The sequence below is a fragment of the Oceanobacillus longus genome, from assembly GCF_042650085.1.
In the GTDB taxonomy this organism is placed as follows: Bacteria; Bacillota; Bacilli; order Bacillales; family Amphibacillaceae; genus Oceanobacillus; species Oceanobacillus longus.
Map to the genome: position 1 here is coordinate 1 of NZ_JBHSAO010000007.1, position 18,867 is coordinate 18,867.

At 38.7% G+C, this 18,867-nt stretch carries 17 protein-coding genes; 2 read left to right on the top strand and 15 right to left on the bottom strand.

What is annotated here, in order from left to right; genetic code table 11:
- Nucleotides 1–453: 453 nt before the first annotated feature.
- The 15 genes from lysS to spoIIE all read right to left on the bottom strand — a co-directional run bounded on the left by lysS (nucleotide 454) and on the right by spoIIE (nucleotide 16,475).
- Nucleotides 454–1,935 carry a lysine--tRNA ligase gene (gene lysS / locus ACFOUV_RS09850; RefSeq protein WP_379496600.1) on the bottom strand — a complete coding sequence of 494 codons (1,482 nt, stop codon included), beginning with the start codon at nucleotides 1,933–1,935 and terminating at the stop codon, nucleotides 454–456.
- A 182-nt stretch (nucleotides 1,936–2,117) separates the two neighbouring features.
- Entirely contained in the window at nucleotides 2,118–2,345 is a 228-nt protein-coding gene (locus tag ACFOUV_RS09855; protein WP_379496601.1) for a helix-turn-helix domain-containing protein, read from the bottom strand.
- Nucleotides 2,315–2,827: a 2-amino-4-hydroxy-6-hydroxymethyldihydropteridine diphosphokinase gene (folK, locus tag ACFOUV_RS09860; protein ID WP_379496602.1), complete on the bottom strand. Its 513-nt coding sequence runs from the start codon at nucleotides 2,825–2,827 to the stop codon at nucleotides 2,315–2,317. Before folK ends, ACFOUV_RS09855 begins: the two co-directional genes overlap by 31 nt.
- Nucleotides 2,824–3,189 (bottom strand): dihydroneopterin aldolase, encoded by a 366-nt coding sequence (gene folB / locus ACFOUV_RS09865; RefSeq protein WP_379496603.1) that lies wholly within the window; start codon nucleotides 3,187–3,189, stop codon nucleotides 2,824–2,826. Before folB ends, folK begins: the two co-directional genes overlap by 4 nt.
- The gene (gene folP / locus ACFOUV_RS09870; RefSeq protein ID WP_379496604.1) at nucleotides 3,182–4,012 is read right to left on the bottom strand and encodes a dihydropteroate synthase; all 831 of its coding nucleotides are present in this window, start codon (nucleotides 4,010–4,012) and stop codon (nucleotides 3,182–3,184) included. The genes folB and folP overlap by 8 nt, the downstream gene beginning before the upstream one ends.
- 114 nt (nucleotides 4,013–4,126) lie before the next feature.
- On the bottom strand, nucleotides 4,127–5,056 hold the full coding sequence (gene cysK / locus ACFOUV_RS09875; RefSeq protein ID WP_379496605.1) for a cysteine synthase A: 930 nt from the start codon (nucleotides 5,054–5,056) through the stop codon (nucleotides 4,127–4,129).
- 132 nt (nucleotides 5,057–5,188) lie between these two features.
- Nucleotides 5,189–6,091, bottom strand: coding sequence for a peptidylprolyl isomerase (locus ACFOUV_RS09880; protein ID WP_379496606.1), 903 nt, complete (start codon nucleotides 6,089–6,091; stop codon nucleotides 5,189–5,191).
- Between the two features lie 18 nt (nucleotides 6,092–6,109).
- Entirely contained in the window at nucleotides 6,110–6,979 is an 870-nt protein-coding gene (gene hslO, locus ACFOUV_RS09885; protein WP_379496607.1) for an Hsp33 family molecular chaperone HslO, read from the bottom strand.
- Nucleotides 6,980–6,995: 16 nt separating this feature from the next.
- Complete coding sequence (locus tag ACFOUV_RS09890) at nucleotides 6,996–7,772, bottom strand: type III pantothenate kinase (protein ID WP_379496608.1); 777 nt, start codon at nucleotides 7,770–7,772, stop codon at nucleotides 6,996–6,998.
- A gap of 127 nt (nucleotides 7,773–7,899) precedes the next feature.
- A complete protein-coding gene (gene ftsH, locus ACFOUV_RS09895) occupies nucleotides 7,900–9,927 on the bottom strand; it encodes an ATP-dependent zinc metalloprotease FtsH (RefSeq protein WP_379496609.1) in 2,028 nt (675 codons plus the stop codon).
- 170 nt (nucleotides 9,928–10,097) lie between these two features.
- A complete protein-coding gene (gene hpt, locus ACFOUV_RS09900) occupies nucleotides 10,098–10,640 on the bottom strand; it encodes a hypoxanthine phosphoribosyltransferase (RefSeq protein WP_379496743.1) in 543 nt (180 codons plus the stop codon).
- Nucleotides 10,641–10,655: 15 nt separating this feature from the next.
- Complete coding sequence (gene tilS / locus ACFOUV_RS09905; protein WP_379496610.1) at nucleotides 10,656–12,068, bottom strand: tRNA lysidine(34) synthetase TilS; 1,413 nt, start codon at nucleotides 12,066–12,068, stop codon at nucleotides 10,656–10,658.
- Nucleotides 12,069–12,123: 55 nt separating this feature from the next.
- Entirely contained in the window at nucleotides 12,124–13,059 is a 936-nt protein-coding gene (locus ACFOUV_RS09910; RefSeq protein WP_379496611.1) for a protein kinase domain-containing protein, read from the bottom strand.
- Nucleotides 13,022–13,762, bottom strand: coding sequence for a VWA domain-containing protein (locus ACFOUV_RS09915; protein WP_379496612.1), 741 nt, complete (start codon nucleotides 13,760–13,762; stop codon nucleotides 13,022–13,024). The genes ACFOUV_RS09910 and ACFOUV_RS09915 overlap by 38 nt, the downstream gene beginning before the upstream one ends.
- A 259-nt stretch (nucleotides 13,763–14,021) precedes the next feature.
- A complete protein-coding gene (spoIIE, locus tag ACFOUV_RS09920; RefSeq protein ID WP_379496613.1) occupies nucleotides 14,022–16,475 on the bottom strand; it encodes a stage II sporulation protein E in 2,454 nt (817 codons plus the stop codon).
- Between the two features lie 356 nt (nucleotides 16,476–16,831).
- Between spoIIE and ACFOUV_RS09925 the strand changes: the two genes are divergently transcribed.
- Both ACFOUV_RS09925 and ACFOUV_RS09930 read left to right on the top strand, forming a co-directional pair.
- Nucleotides 16,832–17,278, top strand: a complete 447-nt coding sequence (locus ACFOUV_RS09925) for a MarR family winged helix-turn-helix transcriptional regulator (RefSeq protein ID WP_379496614.1) — start codon at nucleotides 16,832–16,834, stop codon at nucleotides 17,276–17,278.
- Complete coding sequence (locus ACFOUV_RS09930) at nucleotides 17,275–18,813, top strand: DHA2 family efflux MFS transporter permease subunit (protein WP_379496615.1); 1,539 nt, start codon at nucleotides 17,275–17,277, stop codon at nucleotides 18,811–18,813. Before ACFOUV_RS09925 ends, ACFOUV_RS09930 begins: the two co-directional genes overlap by 4 nt.
- The last annotated feature ends 54 nt before the right edge of the window (nucleotides 18,814–18,867 follow it).

The window sequence follows — 18,867 nt, forward strand, 5'->3', positions numbered from 1 at the left end:
TGTTTTGTTCAGTTTTCAAAGAGCAAATTTGTAAGTCGCTTTTCAAATTGGCGACTTTATTAATATACCATTTCGCGTTATTAATGTCAACACTTTTTTAAAGTTATTTTGAAGCCTTTTTCAGTTCAAAGTTTGTTTATGTGTTTCCTTAATGCAACGTTTATTAATTTATCATGTTTTTAAAACTAAATCAAGAGGAATATGCAAAGAAATATATGGAAATTAGTATTTGTATTATTTAATCTATTTATACGCTATAGTGCTCATAATTTTTTAGTAAGTGGATTCTTTTGTTTCCTCCTAATTGATTCCCGTTCATATCAACCCATTAGAAGTATCTCTTCCCTACTTTCCCTATACCGTTAGCTTCTAAACAAATAATACCAAACCGACAAATAAAAGCCCTCATTACTAAGATACATAACTTTTTAGTAATGAGGGCTAAAGAACGGTTTATTTATTTCGCATTTGCGGGAACAGTAAAACATCACGGATCGACGGGGAATTTGTCAATAGCATGACAAGGCGGTCAATACCAATTCCTAGTCCCCCAGTTGGGGGCATACCGTATTCAAGTGCTTCCAGAAAGTCATCATCCATCAGATGTGCTTCGTCGTTACCAGCATCTCTTTCCTTAACTTGAGCTTCAAAACGCTCGCGTTGATCAATCGGATCATTCAATTCACTAAATGCATTTGCATGTTCTCTTCCTACAATGAATAACTCAAACCGATCTGTAAAACGGTCATCTTCTTTATTTTTCTTAGCCAGCGGGGAAATCTCCACTGGATGTCCATAGATAAAAGTAGGCTGAATTAATGTTTCTTCCACTTTTTGTTCAAAGAATTCATTTACGACATGACCAAAAGTCATCGTTTCTTTAATTACAATCCCATGTTCTTTGGCAAGAGCACGCGCCTCTTCATCTGTCATTTGTTGCCAGAAGTCCGCTCCTGTGTTCTCTTTTACCGCATCTACCATATGAAGTCTTGTCCATTGTGGTTCAAGATCCACTTCTTCATCTCCGTACGTCACTTTTGTCGATCCGAGTACTTCTTTTGCAATATGCGCGACTAGATTTTCAGTTAATGCCATAACATCATGGTAATCTGCATACGCCTCATATAATTCAATCATTGTAAATTCCGGATTATGTCTTGTCGATACACCCTCATTACGGAATACACGGCCGATTTCATATACCTTCTCTAATCCGCCGACAATTAAACGTTTTAAGTGAAGTTCAATTGCAATACGCATATATAACTCAATATCCAATGCGTTATGATGGGTAATAAAAGGACGTGCAGAAGCTCCACCAGGGATACTATGCATCATTGGTGTTTCCACTTCAAGAAAACCTTGTCCATTCAAATATTCACGCATTGATTGAATGATTCTACTACGTAATACAAAAGTTTCTCTACTGTCCATATTTGTAATTAAGTCCAAGTAACGCTGACGATAACGTTGCTCGATATCTTTTAATCCATGATATTTTTCAGGCAGTGGTCGAAGTGATTTGGTTAGCAAGTGGAATTCTGTAGCCTTTACAGAAAGCTCCCCTACTTTCGTTTTGAACATTACTCCTGTTACACCGACAATATCACCTAAATCAGTAGAATTAAATACTTCGTAGGCATCGTCACCAATTGCATCCTTGCGTATATACAATTGAATTTGCCCACTCAGATCTTGGAGATGTGCAAAACCGGCTTTTCCTTTGCCACGTTTTGTCATCAGGCGTCCAGCAATGGTAACTTTATCAGTCATTTCTTCCAGTTCTTCTTTGGAATATTGATCATACTTTTCTATAAGTTCGTTTGATAAATGTGTTCTAGTATACTTTCCACCGAAAGGATCAAGTCCTTTTTCCTGGTATTCGCTTAGTTTGTCACGACGTACGCGCATCTGTTCATTCATTTCTTCTGACACTTTTATCACTCCAGTCATTGATAATATTAAGTATATAGCAAAACACTTCTTCTTTCACGTCTATTCCCTTGCTTTCGCCCTCGAACTTCTTAGTCTTTTTATCTTCCTTTTTGAACACGCACTATATGTAAATCAGAAAAACCTGCCAACAAAAAAGCCGGCAGATCTCACAACATTATTGTTTACTCTGCTGTCTCTTTACCGGACTTTTCCAGCGTAATTTCATCCTTTGAAATGGATAGCTTGTCAGCAATCCGAGCAAGTTGATCATCCGACATAGTCTTTGTACCCCGCTCAATATTTCCTAACTGTGCAACGGATACATCTAGTGCCTTTGCGAAATCTATTTGTGTGAATCCTTTCAGTTTGCGAAATGCTTTTACTCTTCTTCCAATTCGTTTTGTGTCCATATGCTTACATCCTTTATGTCTGTATCAGGAAGATCATTAATAAAATCCACTACACTTTTATTCCAGACAGGTAGAATCATATCTGGCGCGATTTCCTGTAACGGAACGAGCACAAAGGCGCGCTCATGCATTCTTGGGTGTGGTATTATCAATCGTTCTACTGTACTATTTTCTTGATTATATGTCAAAATGTCAAGGTCTATTGTTCGTGGACCGAAACGAATATCTCGTTTACGGCCAAGTTGTAATTCCACCGACTGGCTATACGCAAGCAGTTCCATCGAGGATAATGTTGTCTCTACTTCAATAACCATATTTAAAAAATCTGCTTGATCCGTATATCCTACTGGTGTTGTCTCATAAATAGATGATTGTCTTTTAATGGAAATCTGTTCATTTCTCTTGAGCAATTCTAAAGCTTTTAATAAATGTTTGTATCTCGGTTCAATATTCGTACCTAAAGCCAGATATGCACGATTCATACTGTTCTCTCCCTTAAGATCTCTACCGCTACGGACTGGTAGTGTCCAGGAATTGGTGGGTCAGGTTTAATTACTTTTACCATGCATGCTTCCAATAGCTCAAAAGAAGAAAGTAGTTTTTCTGCGATTTCCTCTGCAACAGCCTCAATTAAATTCTTCGCTTCCCCTTCGACAATTTCTTTCACAAGGTTATAAACATGGCCATAGTGTACAGAGTCATACATATTATCTGTCTGGCCGGCATTACTCAAGTCCAAGTAAAGCTCCAAATCTATATTAAATCGTTGACCTAGCTTATTTTCTTCAGGGAACAAACCATGAAATCCATAAAACTGCATATTATTAAGTAAAATTTTATCCAATGTTAGACCCTCCTTCTCTAAGAATAGCATCCGTCATTTTGGCTATTTCTACATTCAGCTTAACATTATGTACTCGCATAATTTGGGCACCCTTTACGATCCCCAGGGCTGTAGTCGCACCAGTGCCACTGTCCCGATCTGCAGCGGGGAGATCGAGCACACTACCAATAAATCTTTTTCTAGAGGTTGCCAAAAGAAACGGATATCCCATTCCCACGAACTGTTCCAGGTTATTCATGACAACAAGATTATCCTTAGCCGATTTGGCAAAACCTACTCCAGGATCCAGAATAATATCCTCTTTCCGAACTCCTGCATCGACTGCAATTTGGATACTTTCCTCCAAATCCGTTTTTATGTCTTCTATAATAGAGGTATAATTTTCATCTGTACGATTATGCATTAAAATAATCGGAACCTGAGCGTCTGCCGCCACCCGAGCGATTTCCGGTTCTCTTTTCGCACCCCAAACATCATTGATGATATCAGCACCTGCCTTAACAGCCTCTCTTGCCGTATCTGATTTGTACGTATCGATTGAAATTGGAATGTTAATTCTTTTCTTTAACGCTTGAATAACCGGGACAACCCGTTCAATCTCTTCTTCTACGGATACTGGATCATGCCCGGGACGAGTTGATTCGCCGCCGATGTCAATAAAGTCAGCACCTTGCCTTTCCATTAGCACCGCCTGTTCAACCGCTTTTTCAATCGATGTATAATTTCCTCCATCCGAAAAAGAATCTGGTGTAACATTTAAAATCCCCATCATGTGTGTTCTTTCAGACAGGTCATAGGTCTTTGTTTTTGTTTTTAAAATCATTTATATAAACCTACTTTCTGTAATTATATGTATGCTTTTATCTATCGTACCCTATCTATAACAAGAAAAAAAGGACCAGCATCTTCATGCCGACCCTTTTGCCTTTATTAATTCCTATTCATTGTCTTCAAATTGATAGAGTGGGGTAGATAAATATCTCTCTCCATTATCCGGTAATATTGCAAGTACTTTCTTACCTTTGCCTAACTGTTTAGCAACCTTTAAGGCAGCAGCTATTGCAGCGCCGGATGAAATCCCACCAAGAATACCATTTGTTGTAGCCACTTTACGTGATGTTTCAAATGATTCTTCATTTTCTACTTTTATCACTTCATCATAAATTTCCGTGTTTAACACTTCAGGTGTAAATCCTGCGCCAATTCCCTGAATCTTATGCGGTCCAGGTGATCCCCCTGATAAAACTGGAGATGCAGAAGGCTCTACTGCATAAACTTTAATGCCTTCAAATTTCTCTTTCAACACTTTACCAGCACCAGTGATTGTTCCACCAGTCCCAATACCGGAAACAAATGCATCGAGACCGTCGCTCATTTGTTCTACGATTTCTTTACCGGTAGTCAGTTCGTGAATTTCTGGGTTTGCAGGATTGCTGAATTGTTGTGGCATAAAATATCCATTATCCTTTTTCAGCTCTTCCGCTTTTGCAATCGCACCTTTCATGCCATCTGCTCCTGGTGTCAATACAAGCTCAGCACCATAGGCACGTAAAAGATTACGGCGTTCCTGACTCATTGTATCGGGCATTACTAGTACAGCTTTGTATCCTTTGGCAGCAGCTACCATCGCTAGACCAATTCCCGTGTTTCCACTAGTAGGTTCAATAATGGTATCGCCTTTCTTTAAGCCACCATCTTTTTCTGCAGCTTCAATCATTGCAACAGCAATACGATCTTTAACAGAACTTCCTGGATTCATAAATTCAAGTTTTACATATACCTCAGCACTCTCAGCATCTGTCAGGTTATTTAATTTAACAATGGGAGTACCACCAATTAAACCTGTAATATTTTCAGCAACTTTCATATTAACCCCTCCTAATTCCAAGTATTTTCATATGATTTATTTATAATGTACGACTTTCTATTAAAAATGTCAAATAATTTATCTGAAAATACTGGTTTATTATTCAGAAACACGCATTAATAAGTTAACTTGTTATTGTCCATATATCCATTCAATGTCTAATTCTTCCCACAAAGGATCTGCATTTAGTGTTTGACCGAGCTCCTGTAACGCTAATTCACTTTCCATATAAGGTTTAATTTCTTCATATGTAAATTTAATTTCCGGTAGCTCTTTATGCAGATATATAATAGCTACACCATTTTCAGCCTGAAAAGGTTCACTATAGGTGTGATCATCCATTTCTAATGCCTCTTCTTCATAACTGCTTGGCAGAAACTGACTTGATGTATAAATGGATCCTAAATACCCACCAGTGTTTTTCGTTTCTTCATCAATTGAATACTCCCGTGCAAGTAATTCAAATTTAGCACCCTGCTCTAATTCAGCGAAAACCTTTTCGGCAGTCTCAAAATCATCAACAAGAATATGAGAAAGTTTTATTGAAGATGAGAAATTATATTGCTCACCGTAAGTATCATAATACGTTTGTAATTCCTCTTCAGGGATGGATGCATCCGCCGTTAACAATTGTTGTAACTGGTAGCGATAAATAATATCTTCCCGCCATTTTTCCTCTTCCCTTTCAGATTCCTCTTCTGTCATAATATCTTGCATGGTATACAAAAATGAAATCTCACGTTGCATCATTTTTTCATCAATTTCAATATTTTCTTCTTGAGCTAATTGATTAACTACCACTCGATCAACCATTTTTTTTAACTGTTTTTGACCATGAGCAGATCTTAGTTTATCCACCCATTGCTGATAAGAAATTTCTTCCTCACCAATAGTTGCAACTGGTTCATTCTGCTTTATTTCCATTTCATCATTTTCACTTATAACGGTATTTTCCTCTTGATTCCAAAACAATAGAGAAGCAATATTTGTTATTAGAAGCACAACAACGATACCAAGTAGTAATTTTTTTGACATATTGTTAAACTCCCTTTCCTACCGCTTCAATTCTCCCAATTCCTGTTCTGTAAAATGATATATTTCATTACAAAAATGACAGCTAGCTTCAGCACCATGATCTTCATCAATCATACTTTGGATTTCTTCATTTCCAAGACCTATGATTGCATTAGCTAGTCTTTCTTTCGAACATTTACAACGAAACTCTATTGGCATTGCTTCATGGACTTTTACTTCTTCACCTGCAAACAATTGCTGTAATATTTGTTCCGGATTTTTCCCTTCACGAATAAGGCTTGATATGGATGGGAAGGATTGTATCTGTTCCTCCAGCCTGGTAATAACTTCTTCATCTGCTCCAGGCATTACTTGAACAATGAAACCACCGGCAGCCAAAATCGTATGATCGGGATTAACTAAAACACCTGCTCCTACAGCAGAAGGCACTTGTTCCGATGTAGCAAAGTAGTACGTAAAATCTTCACTGATTTCTCCAGAAACAATCGGGACCTCTCCTGTAAAGTAATCTTTTAGACCCAAATCTTTAATAACGCTTAGGCTTCCTTCTGTCCCTACTGCACGGGCTACATCCAATTTTCCGTTTTCATTCAATTCAAAGTCCACATGCGGATTGGTAACATAGCCACGCACATGTCCCTTCGCGTTTGCTTCCGCGATAATAGCTCCTATTGGTCCATTTCCCAGTACTTTGATAGTATTGGAATCTTCGCCCTTGAGCATTGCACCCATCATAGCGGTTATCGTAATCGTTCTTCCAAGTGCTGCAGAAGTTGTAGCCCAGGTATCCTGCCTTCTTCGTGCTTCCTCTACTGTGTTGGTGGATGTAATCGCGTATGCACGGACTTTTCCGTTAAATGTTGTTGCTTTTATAATGTGATCTTTCATCTAAGGTTCTCTCCTTTTATCGTTGCTGATTTATTTTCTGGTAGATGAAGTAAAGTCCTTTTAAAGTTAAATGTGGGTCAACAATATCAATCGTGGTCGATTCATCAGAAATCAATCTGGCCAATCCTCCAGTAGCGATCACTTTTGGATTTCCCTTTTTCTCTTCCTTTATCCGATTGACTAAACCATCAACCTGCCCAACATATCCATAGAAGACACCCGAAGTCATTGCTTCAACAGTCGAATTCCCAATAACGTGATCCGGTGCCTGAATTTCAATCTTTGGTAACTTGGAAGCCTTACTGTACAATGCTTCCATTGAAATATTAATCCCTGGAGTTATAATTCCTCCCGAATATTCGGCTGTTTCATTAATATAACAATAGGTTGTTGCGGTTCCAAAATCAATAATGATGAGTGGTGCTCCATGTTCTTTGATAGCACCAGCCGCATTCACAATACGATCGGCTCCAATTTCCTTTGGGTTTGGATAATTCATTTTCAAATAGGCTTGGAAATCCGCATTACCGATAACCATTGGATCTATATTAAAATAGTCCCTACTCATTTTCTCCAATGCGAACATAATTGGTGGTACTACAGAAGAAATGACAACCCCATCTATATCCGAAAAAGAAACATCTTTAAAATCAAATAATGATTTAATTAACATCCCAAATTCATCTTCTGTTTTATAGCGGTCTGTTTTTATCCGCCATTCATACTTTAATTTGTCTTTTTCGAATACTCCTAGAACAGTGTTTGTATTCCCTACATCAAGTACAAATAACATTAGCCACCATACCTTCCTATCATCTCTATTTTTTAATATACCATACTTTAGAAATCATTAGAAATGCTATGTTTCAGCTATAAAGGCAAGACAAAAGCAGCCATCAACATGGCTGCTTTTTGCTTAATTACTTATCGTTTTTATCTTCCGAATCGGCATCGGAATTCTTATCGTTCATAATCGGATCGTTGATATAATTCTTATTATCAGTTTCAGCCTCAGCTTCTACTTCTGCCTTTTCTTTGGCCTCTTCATAAGATAATGCTTCTTCTTCATCTTTTGAATGAATATTTACTTTAACATCGTCTTTCACAGGTTCTACCGGATCTGGAAGTTTACCTTCGTCAAACAATGATCTAATTTGCCTTGCATCCAATGTTTCAACCTCAAGAAGTGTTTGAGCGATTAACTCCAATTTATCCTTGTTTTCAGTAAGGATTTTCTTAGCGCGATCATAACAATAATTAATAAAGTTTTGCATTTCTTTATCAATTTCTTCAGCAATAGCATCACTATAGCTTGACTCGCTGTTAATATCGCGGCCCAAGAAGACATTACCGCCACCACCACTAGTGAATTGAATTGGTCCAATCTTATCACTCATACCATATTCGGTAATCATTTTATTAGCAATCGATGTAGCACGTTGGAAGTCATTAGAAGCACCCGTACTTACTTCACCAAAAATCACTTCTTCCGCAACTCGACCACCTAAAAGACCAGTAATTTTATCAAACAGTTCTGGTTTCGTCATAAAGTAGCGATCTTCCCTAGGAAGCATCACTGCGTATCCTCCTGCTTGACCACGAGGTACAATGGTAACTTTATGTACCATATCAGCATCGTCTAAAACCATACCAATGACCGTGTGTCCACTTTCATGATAAGCAACAATATTTCTCTCTTTTGGAGAAATAACTTTATTTTTCTTAGAAACCCCTGCAATAACACGGTCAGTAGCTTCATCAATATCTAACATACTAATGGATTTACGATCGTTTCTTGCAGCTACAAGCGCCGCTTCGTTTAGCAGGTTTTCAAGATCTGCACCAGAGAAACCTGGCGTACGCATGGCAATTACTTTCAAGTCAACCGTACTATCAAATGGTTTATTCTTAGCGTGCACGTTAAGTACAGCTTCACGTCCTTTAACATCTGGACGGTCTACCATAATTTGTCTATCAAAACGACCTGGACGCAACAATGCCGGATCAAGAATATCTGCACGGTTTGTAGCAGCTATAATAATAATTCCCTCATTCGCTCCGAAACCATCCATTTCAACTAACAGTTGGTTTAACGTTTGTTCACGTTCATCGTGGCCGCCACCAAGACCCGCTCCACGTTGACGTCCAACAGCATCAATTTCGTCAATAAAAATGATACATGGTGCATTTTTCTTCGCATTTTCAAATAAATCACGTACACGAGAAGCACCAACACCAACAAACATTTCAACAAAGTCTGAACCACTAATCGAAAAGAATGGTGTTCCAGCTTCTCCTGCAACAGCACGTGCAAGTAGTGTCTTACCGGTACCTGGAGGTCCTACAAGTAGTACCCCTTTAGGAATACGCGCGCCTACAGCCGAGAATTTACGAGGATCTTTCAGAAAATCAACAACTTCGACAAGCTCTTGTTTTTCTTCATCAGCTCCTGCAACATCTGTGAAGCGAACCTTTTGTTTTTCTTCACTATACATTTTAGCTTTACTTTTACCAAAGTTCATGACACGGCCACCACCGCCGCCACCTTGCGCCTGACTAAGTATAAATAGGAAGAAAAGGCCGATTAGTAAAAATGGAACGATTCCAGTAAGGAAGGTTAGCCATGGACTGGGCTGCTCTTCTTCGGCAACATTTAGAATACTTTGCTCCGTTGCTGTATCCGTAATTTCTGCAATGATTTCTGTATTATCAGGAACCTGTGCAATAAAGATTGTTTCACCATCAGTCAATGTTCCATTAAAACGGATAATGCCATTCGACGGTTGGTAGGTCAACTCTTCAATCTCACCGTTATTTAAAGCATCCATAAATTGCTGTACATTATATTCTTCTGTTTCTTCACCTTGTCCGTTGAATACTCCTATTACGCCAATTATGACAAAGAAAATGAGCATCCAAAACAGGACGTTACGAAATATTTGACTCATTGCCAACCTCCTCCCAAGTGGGAAAAACTATAGTACATCGTATCATATGAAAAAGTTGAAATACAACTGATATAACTTAAAATCAGGATTTATTTTACTTCCTGATAATTATTGGTTCGCGGGCAAAGTATTATTCCCGTTATTTTTCAAAATATGGCCTTTTATCAGAGTTATTCCCCGCCATAAACTTCCGGCTTCAACACTCCAATGTATGGTAAATTACGATACTTCTCTGCATAATCAAGGCCATAACCTACCACAAATGCATCTGGCACTTCAAATCCAATCAAATCTGCTTTAATGGCTGCAGTTCTTCCAGACGGTTTATCTAGTAATGTTACAATCTTAATCGATTTTGCCTTGCGGTATTTAAACAGATCAACCAGATAGCTCAGTGTCAGTCCGCTATCAATGATATCCTCCACAATAATCAAATCGCGTCCTTCAATTTTTGTATTCACATCTTTAACAATTTTCACTTCTCCAGAAGAAGTAGTTCCACCGTCGTAACTTGAAACATCCATAAAGTCCATTTCCAAGTGTATCTCCGTATAACGAAGCACATCCGACATGAAGGGCATTGCACCTTTAAGCACGCCTATTGCCAGTGGGAATTTGCCATCGTATTCCTTGGAAAGCTGCTTCCCTATCTCCTGACATTTTGATTTGATTTCTTCTTCTGTAACTAAAATATGATCGATTTCACCATGCATGTTTTCCTGAAACATCTAAAGTCCTCCTAAATTTTTCCCTTTTTCAAAAATTAATTGAATAGTCGTGCCCTGTTCCCATGTTAACTCGGTTTGTCCTTTTTTCAATCCAATGAGCCAAAGAATTTCGCCGCTGTCATCACAAACCAGAGGCCACTTTTCTCTGTCACTCAATGGTATCTTAGCATCTATAAATATATCTTTCAGCTTTTTGCTTCCATTTAGTCCCTTCCAAGTCATACGATCCCCAGGTTTCCTCGTTCTGATATGTAAGGGAAGATTTACCTGTTCAACGGAGAAAATATAAGAGAGATGTCCTTGTTGTAACGTATTTTTTTCAGCGAAGTTTGCAGCAATTGTAGAACCATTCGGTAATTCAAGCGTACCGGGAATGTCCAACGTGTAATGATAAGAAAGATTAGGGGCCTCCTCGTGATTGGAGAAATAAAATTTCATTAACCCATAAGATTTCTCCAATTTCAGAGCAGATGGGAAATCCAGTCGGGCATTTCCAACTTCACGTTGTATTAAAGCAAAAAACTGTTCCTCATGCACATAGGATAAATCCTTAGGCAAGACCTCATAGAGATAGTTTAATATTAGATGAAAGGCACGTCTTTGTAAAGCTTGGTAACGGTTTTTAAACAAATTTATCTGAAAGGTAGCCACGTTATTTTCAGCGTCAAAATCAACCAGTTCTTCAACTATTTTCTCTGCTTCCTTTCTGAGAAATTCCTCATCTTCAGATATTGTTTCACTAAGATGTTGAACGGTACTATGTATATTACTATTTTTCTCTTTTATTAATGGCAGAATCTTATTCCTGAAAAAATTGCGTGTATATGCGGTATCGAAATTAGTCGAATCAATTCTTGGCTTAATCTGATGTGCGTTACAATATTCCTCCAGTATTCCTTTGGTTAGGCATAAAAACGGACGAACAAGATAGCCCCTCGAAAATTCCCTTTTCACAGGAATTCCTGAAAATGAGCTGGAAGAGGCCGTACGAGCAAGTTTCATTAGCATCGTTTCCACCTGATCATCACCATGGTGACCGAGTGCCAGAAAATCAGCATGATAAATTTTCATCTGTTCTTCAAAAAAACGGTATCGGAGTTCTCGAGCAGCCAGTTCTGTACTTTTCCCATGTTTTTCCTTATATGCAAATACATCCAATGAAGCGCCTTTAAATGTAATATTCCACTCATCACAAATAGTTTTAACGTATTGTAGATCAGCAAGAGAATCCTCTCCCCTTAATTGATGATCTACAGAGACAGCAACAAGCGTTAAATCCCATTCATTTTTTAAAGTAGAGAGAAAATGCAATAACGCCATGGAGTCTGGTCCTCCAGAAACCCCTACAAGAACCGTTGCATTTTTTTTTAGTAACTGGTTTTTTTTCATAAAAGTAAGTACTTCCTGCTTCATCGATGGCCAACTCCAAGACTAATTTTACTAATTAACTCTATCATACCTGTTACACCTAAAAAAGTAGAGAGAAAAGGTAATAAAGTACTGCAAGTAATCCTATTCCCCCAGTTTCAGCAAGATGAATCTTTGAAGATGTGTTGGTTTTCTTTCTATGGTAATTTTGCCGCTTCTTCGCTGTATTTATGACTGTTATAAGTTCCTTCTTCATATCTGCACTTGATCGATAGGTTCCTCTGATAGCTTTTTTCAATACATTCCTGTACATGTACAGATCCTTGACCTGATCAATTTTCTTGAAAAGCAGTTTCTCTGACGAATCCCCATTTTTAACAAACCTATTTGGATAATATATATTTAAGAATACCATTACAAATGCAAAAAGATCATAACTAGGTTCCGCACGTCTTGTGCCCATTCCCCAATATCCACGGTCAAAAAACTCTGTATATTCCTTTATTGCTCTTCCGGTCTTGGTTGTTCCTCCGACATCTACCCAACGAATTCGTGGTGGAGACGAAACAACAATTAAGTTCTCTGCTTTTAAATCTCCAAAGATCCAACCTGTTTGATGTAATTTTTCCAGATCCTCCAGCAATTGAACCATGAAAACACCAATCCAGTCCTTCCCATTGATACCAATAAAATGTGATAAGGTTTCCCCTTTTAAATATTCCATCACATAAAAGGAAAAAATTTCCCCTGTTGACGTAATCCAGTCATCCACATCAAGTAAAGAAGGTCCAAGATGATTTCCTTGGACCTTCTCCAATGACTTTAACACATTTACTTCCACGGTCATCGAAGTGCCTTTTTCACTAATTTTCAATGCTGCAAGCTTTCCTTCATATTCACATAAATAAACGGTTCCGATTGCCCCCGCGCCAAGCTTCCGTTGTATGGTATATCTGCGTTGGTGCCACTTACCTTTGATGCGTGTTCCTGGTGTGAGTTCAATAGCCTGCTTCTTCGATGCCGGATTCATCTTCATGCCTAAAGCTCCTTAATAAGCTTTTTTTGCCAAATTGATACATTGCTTCTCGAATTGCTGGTCCCGTGGGTGTTATGCCGCCACTCGTCAACTTCGGAAAAACAGTTGATATGGCATCAAGTTTTGGAGACCAGTCAAATACTTTCTGAATATCCTTTCGTCTTCCAGGAAAACTGTAAATACTAAAACGATTTCTTCCAATCCGCGAATTAAGGCTAACGGAAAGATCAATCAAAGCTTCTTTGACGGTTGGTAGTTTACTATGCATACTTGCACTCGTATCAACTAAAACAAGAACTTCAAGATCACTTGTCTCTCCCAAGTCCTCAACAACCTCCATAATTTCCCCACGCTTCTCGGGGTCTAAATCTTCAAGACTTTGGTTGGAACCAAGGATCTGTCTAAGTTCTTTATTTACAAATCCCTGCAACGTTTGTGTCATTGCTTGCTTCGTTACCATCTGAACGGTTTGGGATAGTGATTCACTATATACGATTTGACTGACTCCCCCACCGGATAAAGCAATATCTTCCACTTCTTGTAAACCATCCGGGCTTTCTGTTTGATCATCATCGAGAATACCAATTACATTCACCGTAATACCCTGCTGATAAGCAAGAGCTGCAGTAGCAGAAGGATCCTCGCCTTTATTCGAACAACCATCCGTAAGAAGTAAAATTTGTTTCAACGTCCCATTTTTCAATGCCCCAACCTCCCTGTTTATTCCACTAACATCATCACCAAAAAAACAGGAGATTATACATAGAAAAGCGGAGAAACCAGGTAGGGGCACATGGACTGGACTGAACCGCAGGAGATAAAGGAAACACAGTAAGCGAAAGCGAACTGATGTTGACTTATCGCACGGAGGGCTCAGGAAGTCCATGTAGCCCCTGGTTGCCGTAGCTAGACATAGAAAAGCGGAGGAAACCGGAGGCAATTGAATAGGACATCCACCATCCCTACAGTGCCTTATTGCCATATATAGGAACTGCTGCCCATTCCGGCGTATTCTTGGCAATCTTAGCTACAAGTACAGTCATATCATCTTTTATTTCCCCAGACCTTGTCCGAATTACTTCTTCAAGCAGCAGGTCTGCCACTTCTTGCGGATCCTCTGTTGCCATTTCTCTAATTTTCCGCTTTAGCCATAGATCAATATTTTCCACGTGTTTTGGACCTTCAAAAATGCCATCACTCATCATAATGAGTAAATCATCCGAACTCAGATGTTCACTTACTATATCCACATCAAACTCTTGAATAATGCCCATCGGCAGATTACTCGCCTCAATTTTCATCATTTTACTTCCACGTTTGATAAAGCTTGGTGTGGAGCCTATTTTTAGGAAGCGAACCGATGCATCATGTAAATCAATGACAGCCAAGTCCAGTGTCGCAAACATCTCATCGGTAGTACGTAGGGAGAGAATGGAATTAATCGACTTAATGGCTACCTTCTCCGGAATCCCAGTCTGCAAGATTTGCTGTAGTAAACGAAGTGTCTCCATGCTTTCCTCCCTTGCCCTTCTTCCATTCCCCATTCCATCACTGATAGCCATCGCAAATTTACCTGCCCCAAGTTCAATCGTTGTAAAACTGTCTCCGGAGACTAGGCCACCTCCTTTTGCAGCACTGGCTGCCCCTGTTTGAATTGTAAATTCTTTAGCAGAACCAAACGTCAGGTGACTGTATCCATTTGGAAACGGGGAGATTTCCTCCTGTTTAACAACAATCATTTCATTTAGAATATCGGATAGTACCGGTGCAATTAATTTAGAACCCTCTCCGCGATAATCATAGAACGATGCTGTGATTTCAATATCGACATTCCCTTTTTCCAATTGATAAATATCCAGCTTCTCCAAGTCAATTCCCATATGTTTTAAGGCATCAATAATTTGACTTTCCTGTAGTTCGTGATGCTGGCGTTCCTTTAATATTTCCTTTGCAAAATCTTCCATTACTTCAGATACACCTTGTAATTGATCTGCTACCAATCGTTTGCTTTCCATCACCTGCTGCCTAAGTTTACGATTGGCTTCATAAGCTGTCATTTCTTCTTTCATCGCTTCTACTACTTTTCTCGATTTTACGCAGTGATTCTCAAACTCCCGAATTACTTTTCGATTTGGCTCCAGCCCCTCCGTAATATCTTCCTTCATTTCTTCCATTAAGGAATAGGTCTGATCAAACTCCTTTTGCCAGCACCTATCCTTCATAAAGCAATTCTGGCAGGTTTTTTCGGTAACCTGACTTAGAAAATAATCTGTTTCACGTCTTGCCTCTTGCTCATCCGTTGGGAATGTTTCAGATACAGCAAAGCTCTTTGACAACGCATGGAAAACGCCCGAAAACTGTTCAACTCTTCTTGCGGTAACATTTCGGACCTTCTGTAGATATTGCTCCTGCTCATAGGTGTATTCTTCCGTACCGGGGATATATCGGGAAATTCTATTGAACCAAGATGCTGGTGTTAATAGAAAGAATAGAATTGCAATTGAAGACTCAACGAGTGAAGGAATTAATGTTACTGCGCTTCCATAAATACCAATTAAAAAAGTACCGACAAGTAGTCCAACTGCCGTGCCAGGTTTCTTCCCTTCTTTCAGAAGACCACCAAGTAAACCGGAAAATGCGAGCAAGCTCATTTGATAAAGATTTGCCACATTTGCAAGCGATAAAATTAATCCAGCAACCACTCCAACCGTCGAACCAATGGCAGCGCCACCAATATAGGCAAACAGTAATACAAAATAACGCGAAAAAACCTGTTCTGCAGAAACTCCATAAAATTGCCATCCAATCATACCTGTTAAAACAGAAGCTATGAGAATAATCATACAAACGATTTCCTCATTTTTTAATGCAGGTTTATATCTTTTCGGTGATAAAAGAGGAATGCTTTGCATAAATATTAATACTAGGACAGTTCCGAGTACCCCTTCAACAACGAGCAGCAGCCATTCATATGGAGTAATAGCGCCACGCACCGAGTACAAGAACATTCTTGGAAGTGACGTTGAGGCAAATACAACAAGGGGTAAGATAATCTGCTGATTCTTTAAATTTTTACATAAGGCAGCAAGCAAAATGAATACCATCATCGACAAACCTATAAAAATAGAGTGTGTCATGGAGTAACTCAATGCTCCTGCCAAAACGGCAAGCATCGCTTTAAAGCTCTTTTCCCTATGTATAAACCACATAGAAGCGATAAAGGCTACAGCAAACGGGGTAACCGCAGATAAAATAACAGCCCGTCCGAGTAAAAAACCCGCGATATAAAAGAGCCACCCGTTCTCCAATAGAATTAACCTCATTTTCATAGAAATCCCTTTCCTTACTCTCCCCTTCTTTTCGGTTTTCTCAACACTATAACTTTTTGATTCTATCCTTGGAATTGAACTCATCATTGTCACCCACTCCTATCTTTCAAACTAGTAAACCATACTATTCCTTTTTTTTTTGTCAAAATGGCAAAGCACAACCAATAAATCGTTCGACGACTTTCTAGTTAAGAAGCAGGTTTCAACAAAAAATCATGAAAAGAGATGGATAGCTATAATTCTACTTTTAAGGAGTACTTGGATTTTAGCTATTGATGCACTTCATGATGCTGCCATCTTTTGCCGAATCCCAAGGTGTTCTGGCGAATGAGTGGCAAAATTTCCACCAAAAAACTACTTGCAAAATGGAAGCCATATGCTTATAGTAGTTCATAGGTAGATTGTCCGTGCATGAACTTTTCTAGTTACGAAGGAGTTGCGATATGGAGAATAATGAAAAGATTAGTAGTATTATCTACTCTTTTCGAGAGGTAGATAAATTTTTTAATAAGCAGATGTGGCATCATGCGAATGAATTAGGGGTAACCATTGTCCAACTGCAAGTACTTAAATTAATATCTAAAGAACCCAATTTGAGTTTAAATGAGCTCACTCAGAAAATGAATATTAATAAAAGTACGGTTAGCAGTACGGTTAACCGCTTAGTAAAGGCTTCTTTTATACAGAGGGAACAATCCACATCTGACAGAAGAGCAATTATCCTCAACTTGACAGAGTTAGGGAGGGAAAAGGAAAAAGAAGGCCATCGACTATTTTACAATCGATTACGCAATTTAAATGATATTAGTGATGAAGATGTAAAAAAATTGCTGGCACTTCACCAGTTAGTTAAAGAAAAGATTAGAGTAAATGGAGATGAACAGAATTGAGAGATAGAACAGCTTTTGTAGAGGCTTCGGAAGTCCCTAAAGGACCTATTATTTTTGTCATGGTGATGGGAGCTTTTGTCGCTATTCTGAATCAAACACTTTTAAACGTAGCATTACCAGTAATGATTGTTGACATGGGTATGTCAGCGAATGCTGCTCAGTCACTAACTACCATATTCATGCTGGTAAATGGGATACTGATTCCAATCACTGCTTTTTTAATGGAGAAATTTTCAACAAGACATTTATTTCTCACTGCCATGACACTCTTCGCAATTGGTACACTAATTTGTGGGATTTCATTCTCATACCCATCGCTTCTTGCAGGTCGGGTTGTTCAAGCAGCTGGCGCAGGAATAATGATGCCACTACTAATGAACGTAATTTTGAGTTTATTTCCAATTGAAAAACGTGGCTCAGCAATGGGATATATCGGACTTGCAATGATGTTTGCCCCTGCAATTGGGCCAACATTATCAGGAATTGTTGTGCAAACATATTCTTGGAGAGTTTTATTTTTTATCGTATTGCCAATTGTTATTATTGATATCATTCTTGCTTATTTCCTTTTGCGAAATGTTACAAAGCAATCTAATCCGAAAGTGGATTTTAAATCAATTATCTTATCGACCTTTGCATTTGGTGGATTACTTTATGGCTTCAGTAGTGCAGGCGAAAAAGGATGGGCCAGTCCGGAGGTATATCTTCCTCTTGGTATCGGAGCTGTCATTATGTTCTTTTTTGTAACCCGACAACTACGTATAAAAGTTCCGATGCTTGAGTTTAGGGTGTTTAAATATAACATGTTTACATTAACTACCATCATTAGTGTGGTTGTAACCATGGCGATGTTTGCTGCTATGATTCTCATTCCAATCTATTTGCAAAATATCCGTGGATTTTCACCTCTTGATTCCGGTTTACTGCTACTACCGGGAGCACTTATATCAGCTTTTATGTCACCGATTACCGGAAAGTTATTTGATCGAATAGGTGCACGGCCATTAGCCCTGATTGGTCTTGGCATTATCGTCGTGACAACATTTCTATTTTCTAACCTTACAGATGAAACGGGATATTATTTCATGATGGTTGCCTATAGTTTAAGAATGATTGGAATTTCCATGATTATGATGCCTATTATGACTGCAGGATTAAATCAACTGCCAAGGAGATTATATTCCCACGGAACAGCGATGTCTAACACATTGCGTCAAATGGCAGGATCCATTGGGACGGCATTTTTAGTTACTGTCATGACCACCCAGTCAGTGAAACACATGAATGATTCGATGCCTGCCTCCGGAATTGTTACGGATCAACAGCTAGTAAACATTGAAAATATGGCAACAATCCAAGGAATTAATGATTCCTTTATGGTTGCAACAGTATTTGCCGTTATAGGTTTTGTTCTTTCTTTCTTTATTAAGCGAACAGCTCCTGTGGAAGAGGATGAGGAGTACAATTACCAAGTGACAAGCAAAAATGCTCAAAAAGCCCAAGGAACTCGGAAGGTAAACGCGTCACAATTATAATTTAAATGAAATATGCTGTTTACAGAGTTGGCATGTTTCATTCAAATTATGAAA

Coding starts and splice junctions, on each gene's coding strand:
- spoIIE (WP_379496613.1), bottom strand. CDS start 16,475: ATGATGAGTTCAATTCCAAGGATAGAATCAAAAAGTTATAGTGTTGAG.
- ACFOUV_RS09890 (WP_379496608.1), bottom strand. CDS start 7,772: ATGTTATTTGTACTTGATGTAGGGAATACAAACACTGTTCTAGGAGTA.
- folK (WP_379496602.1), bottom strand. CDS start 2,827: ATGAATCGTGCATATCTGGCTTTAGGTACGAATATTGAACCGAGATAC.
- tilS (WP_379496610.1), bottom strand. CDS start 12,068: ATGAAGCAGGAAGTACTTACTTTTATGAAAAAAAACCAGTTACTAAAA.
- hpt (WP_379496743.1), bottom strand. CDS start 10,640: ATGCATGGTGAAATCGATCATATTTTAGTTACAGAAGAAGAAATCAAA.
- ACFOUV_RS09855 (WP_379496601.1), bottom strand. CDS start 2,345: ATGGACACAAAACGAATTGGAAGAAGAGTAAAAGCATTTCGCAAACTG.
- ACFOUV_RS09880 (WP_379496606.1), bottom strand. CDS start 6,091: ATGTCAAAAAAATTACTACTTGGTATCGTTGTTGTGCTTCTAATAACA.
- ftsH (WP_379496609.1), bottom strand. CDS start 9,927: ATGAGTCAAATATTTCGTAACGTCCTGTTTTGGATGCTCATTTTCTTT.
- ACFOUV_RS09910 (WP_379496611.1), bottom strand. CDS start 13,059: ATGAAGATGAATCCGGCATCGAAGAAGCAGGCTATTGAACTCACACCA.
- hslO (WP_379496607.1), bottom strand. CDS start 6,979: ATGAAAGATCACATTATAAAAGCAACAACATTTAACGGAAAAGTCCGT.
- ACFOUV_RS09925 (WP_379496614.1), top strand. CDS start 16,832: ATGGAGAATAATGAAAAGATTAGTAGTATTATCTACTCTTTTCGAGAG.
- cysK (WP_379496605.1), bottom strand. CDS start 5,056: ATGAAAGTTGCTGAAAATATTACAGGTTTAATTGGTGGTACTCCCATT.
- folP (WP_379496604.1), bottom strand. CDS start 4,012: ATGATTTTAAAAACAAAAACAAAGACCTATGACCTGTCTGAAAGAACA.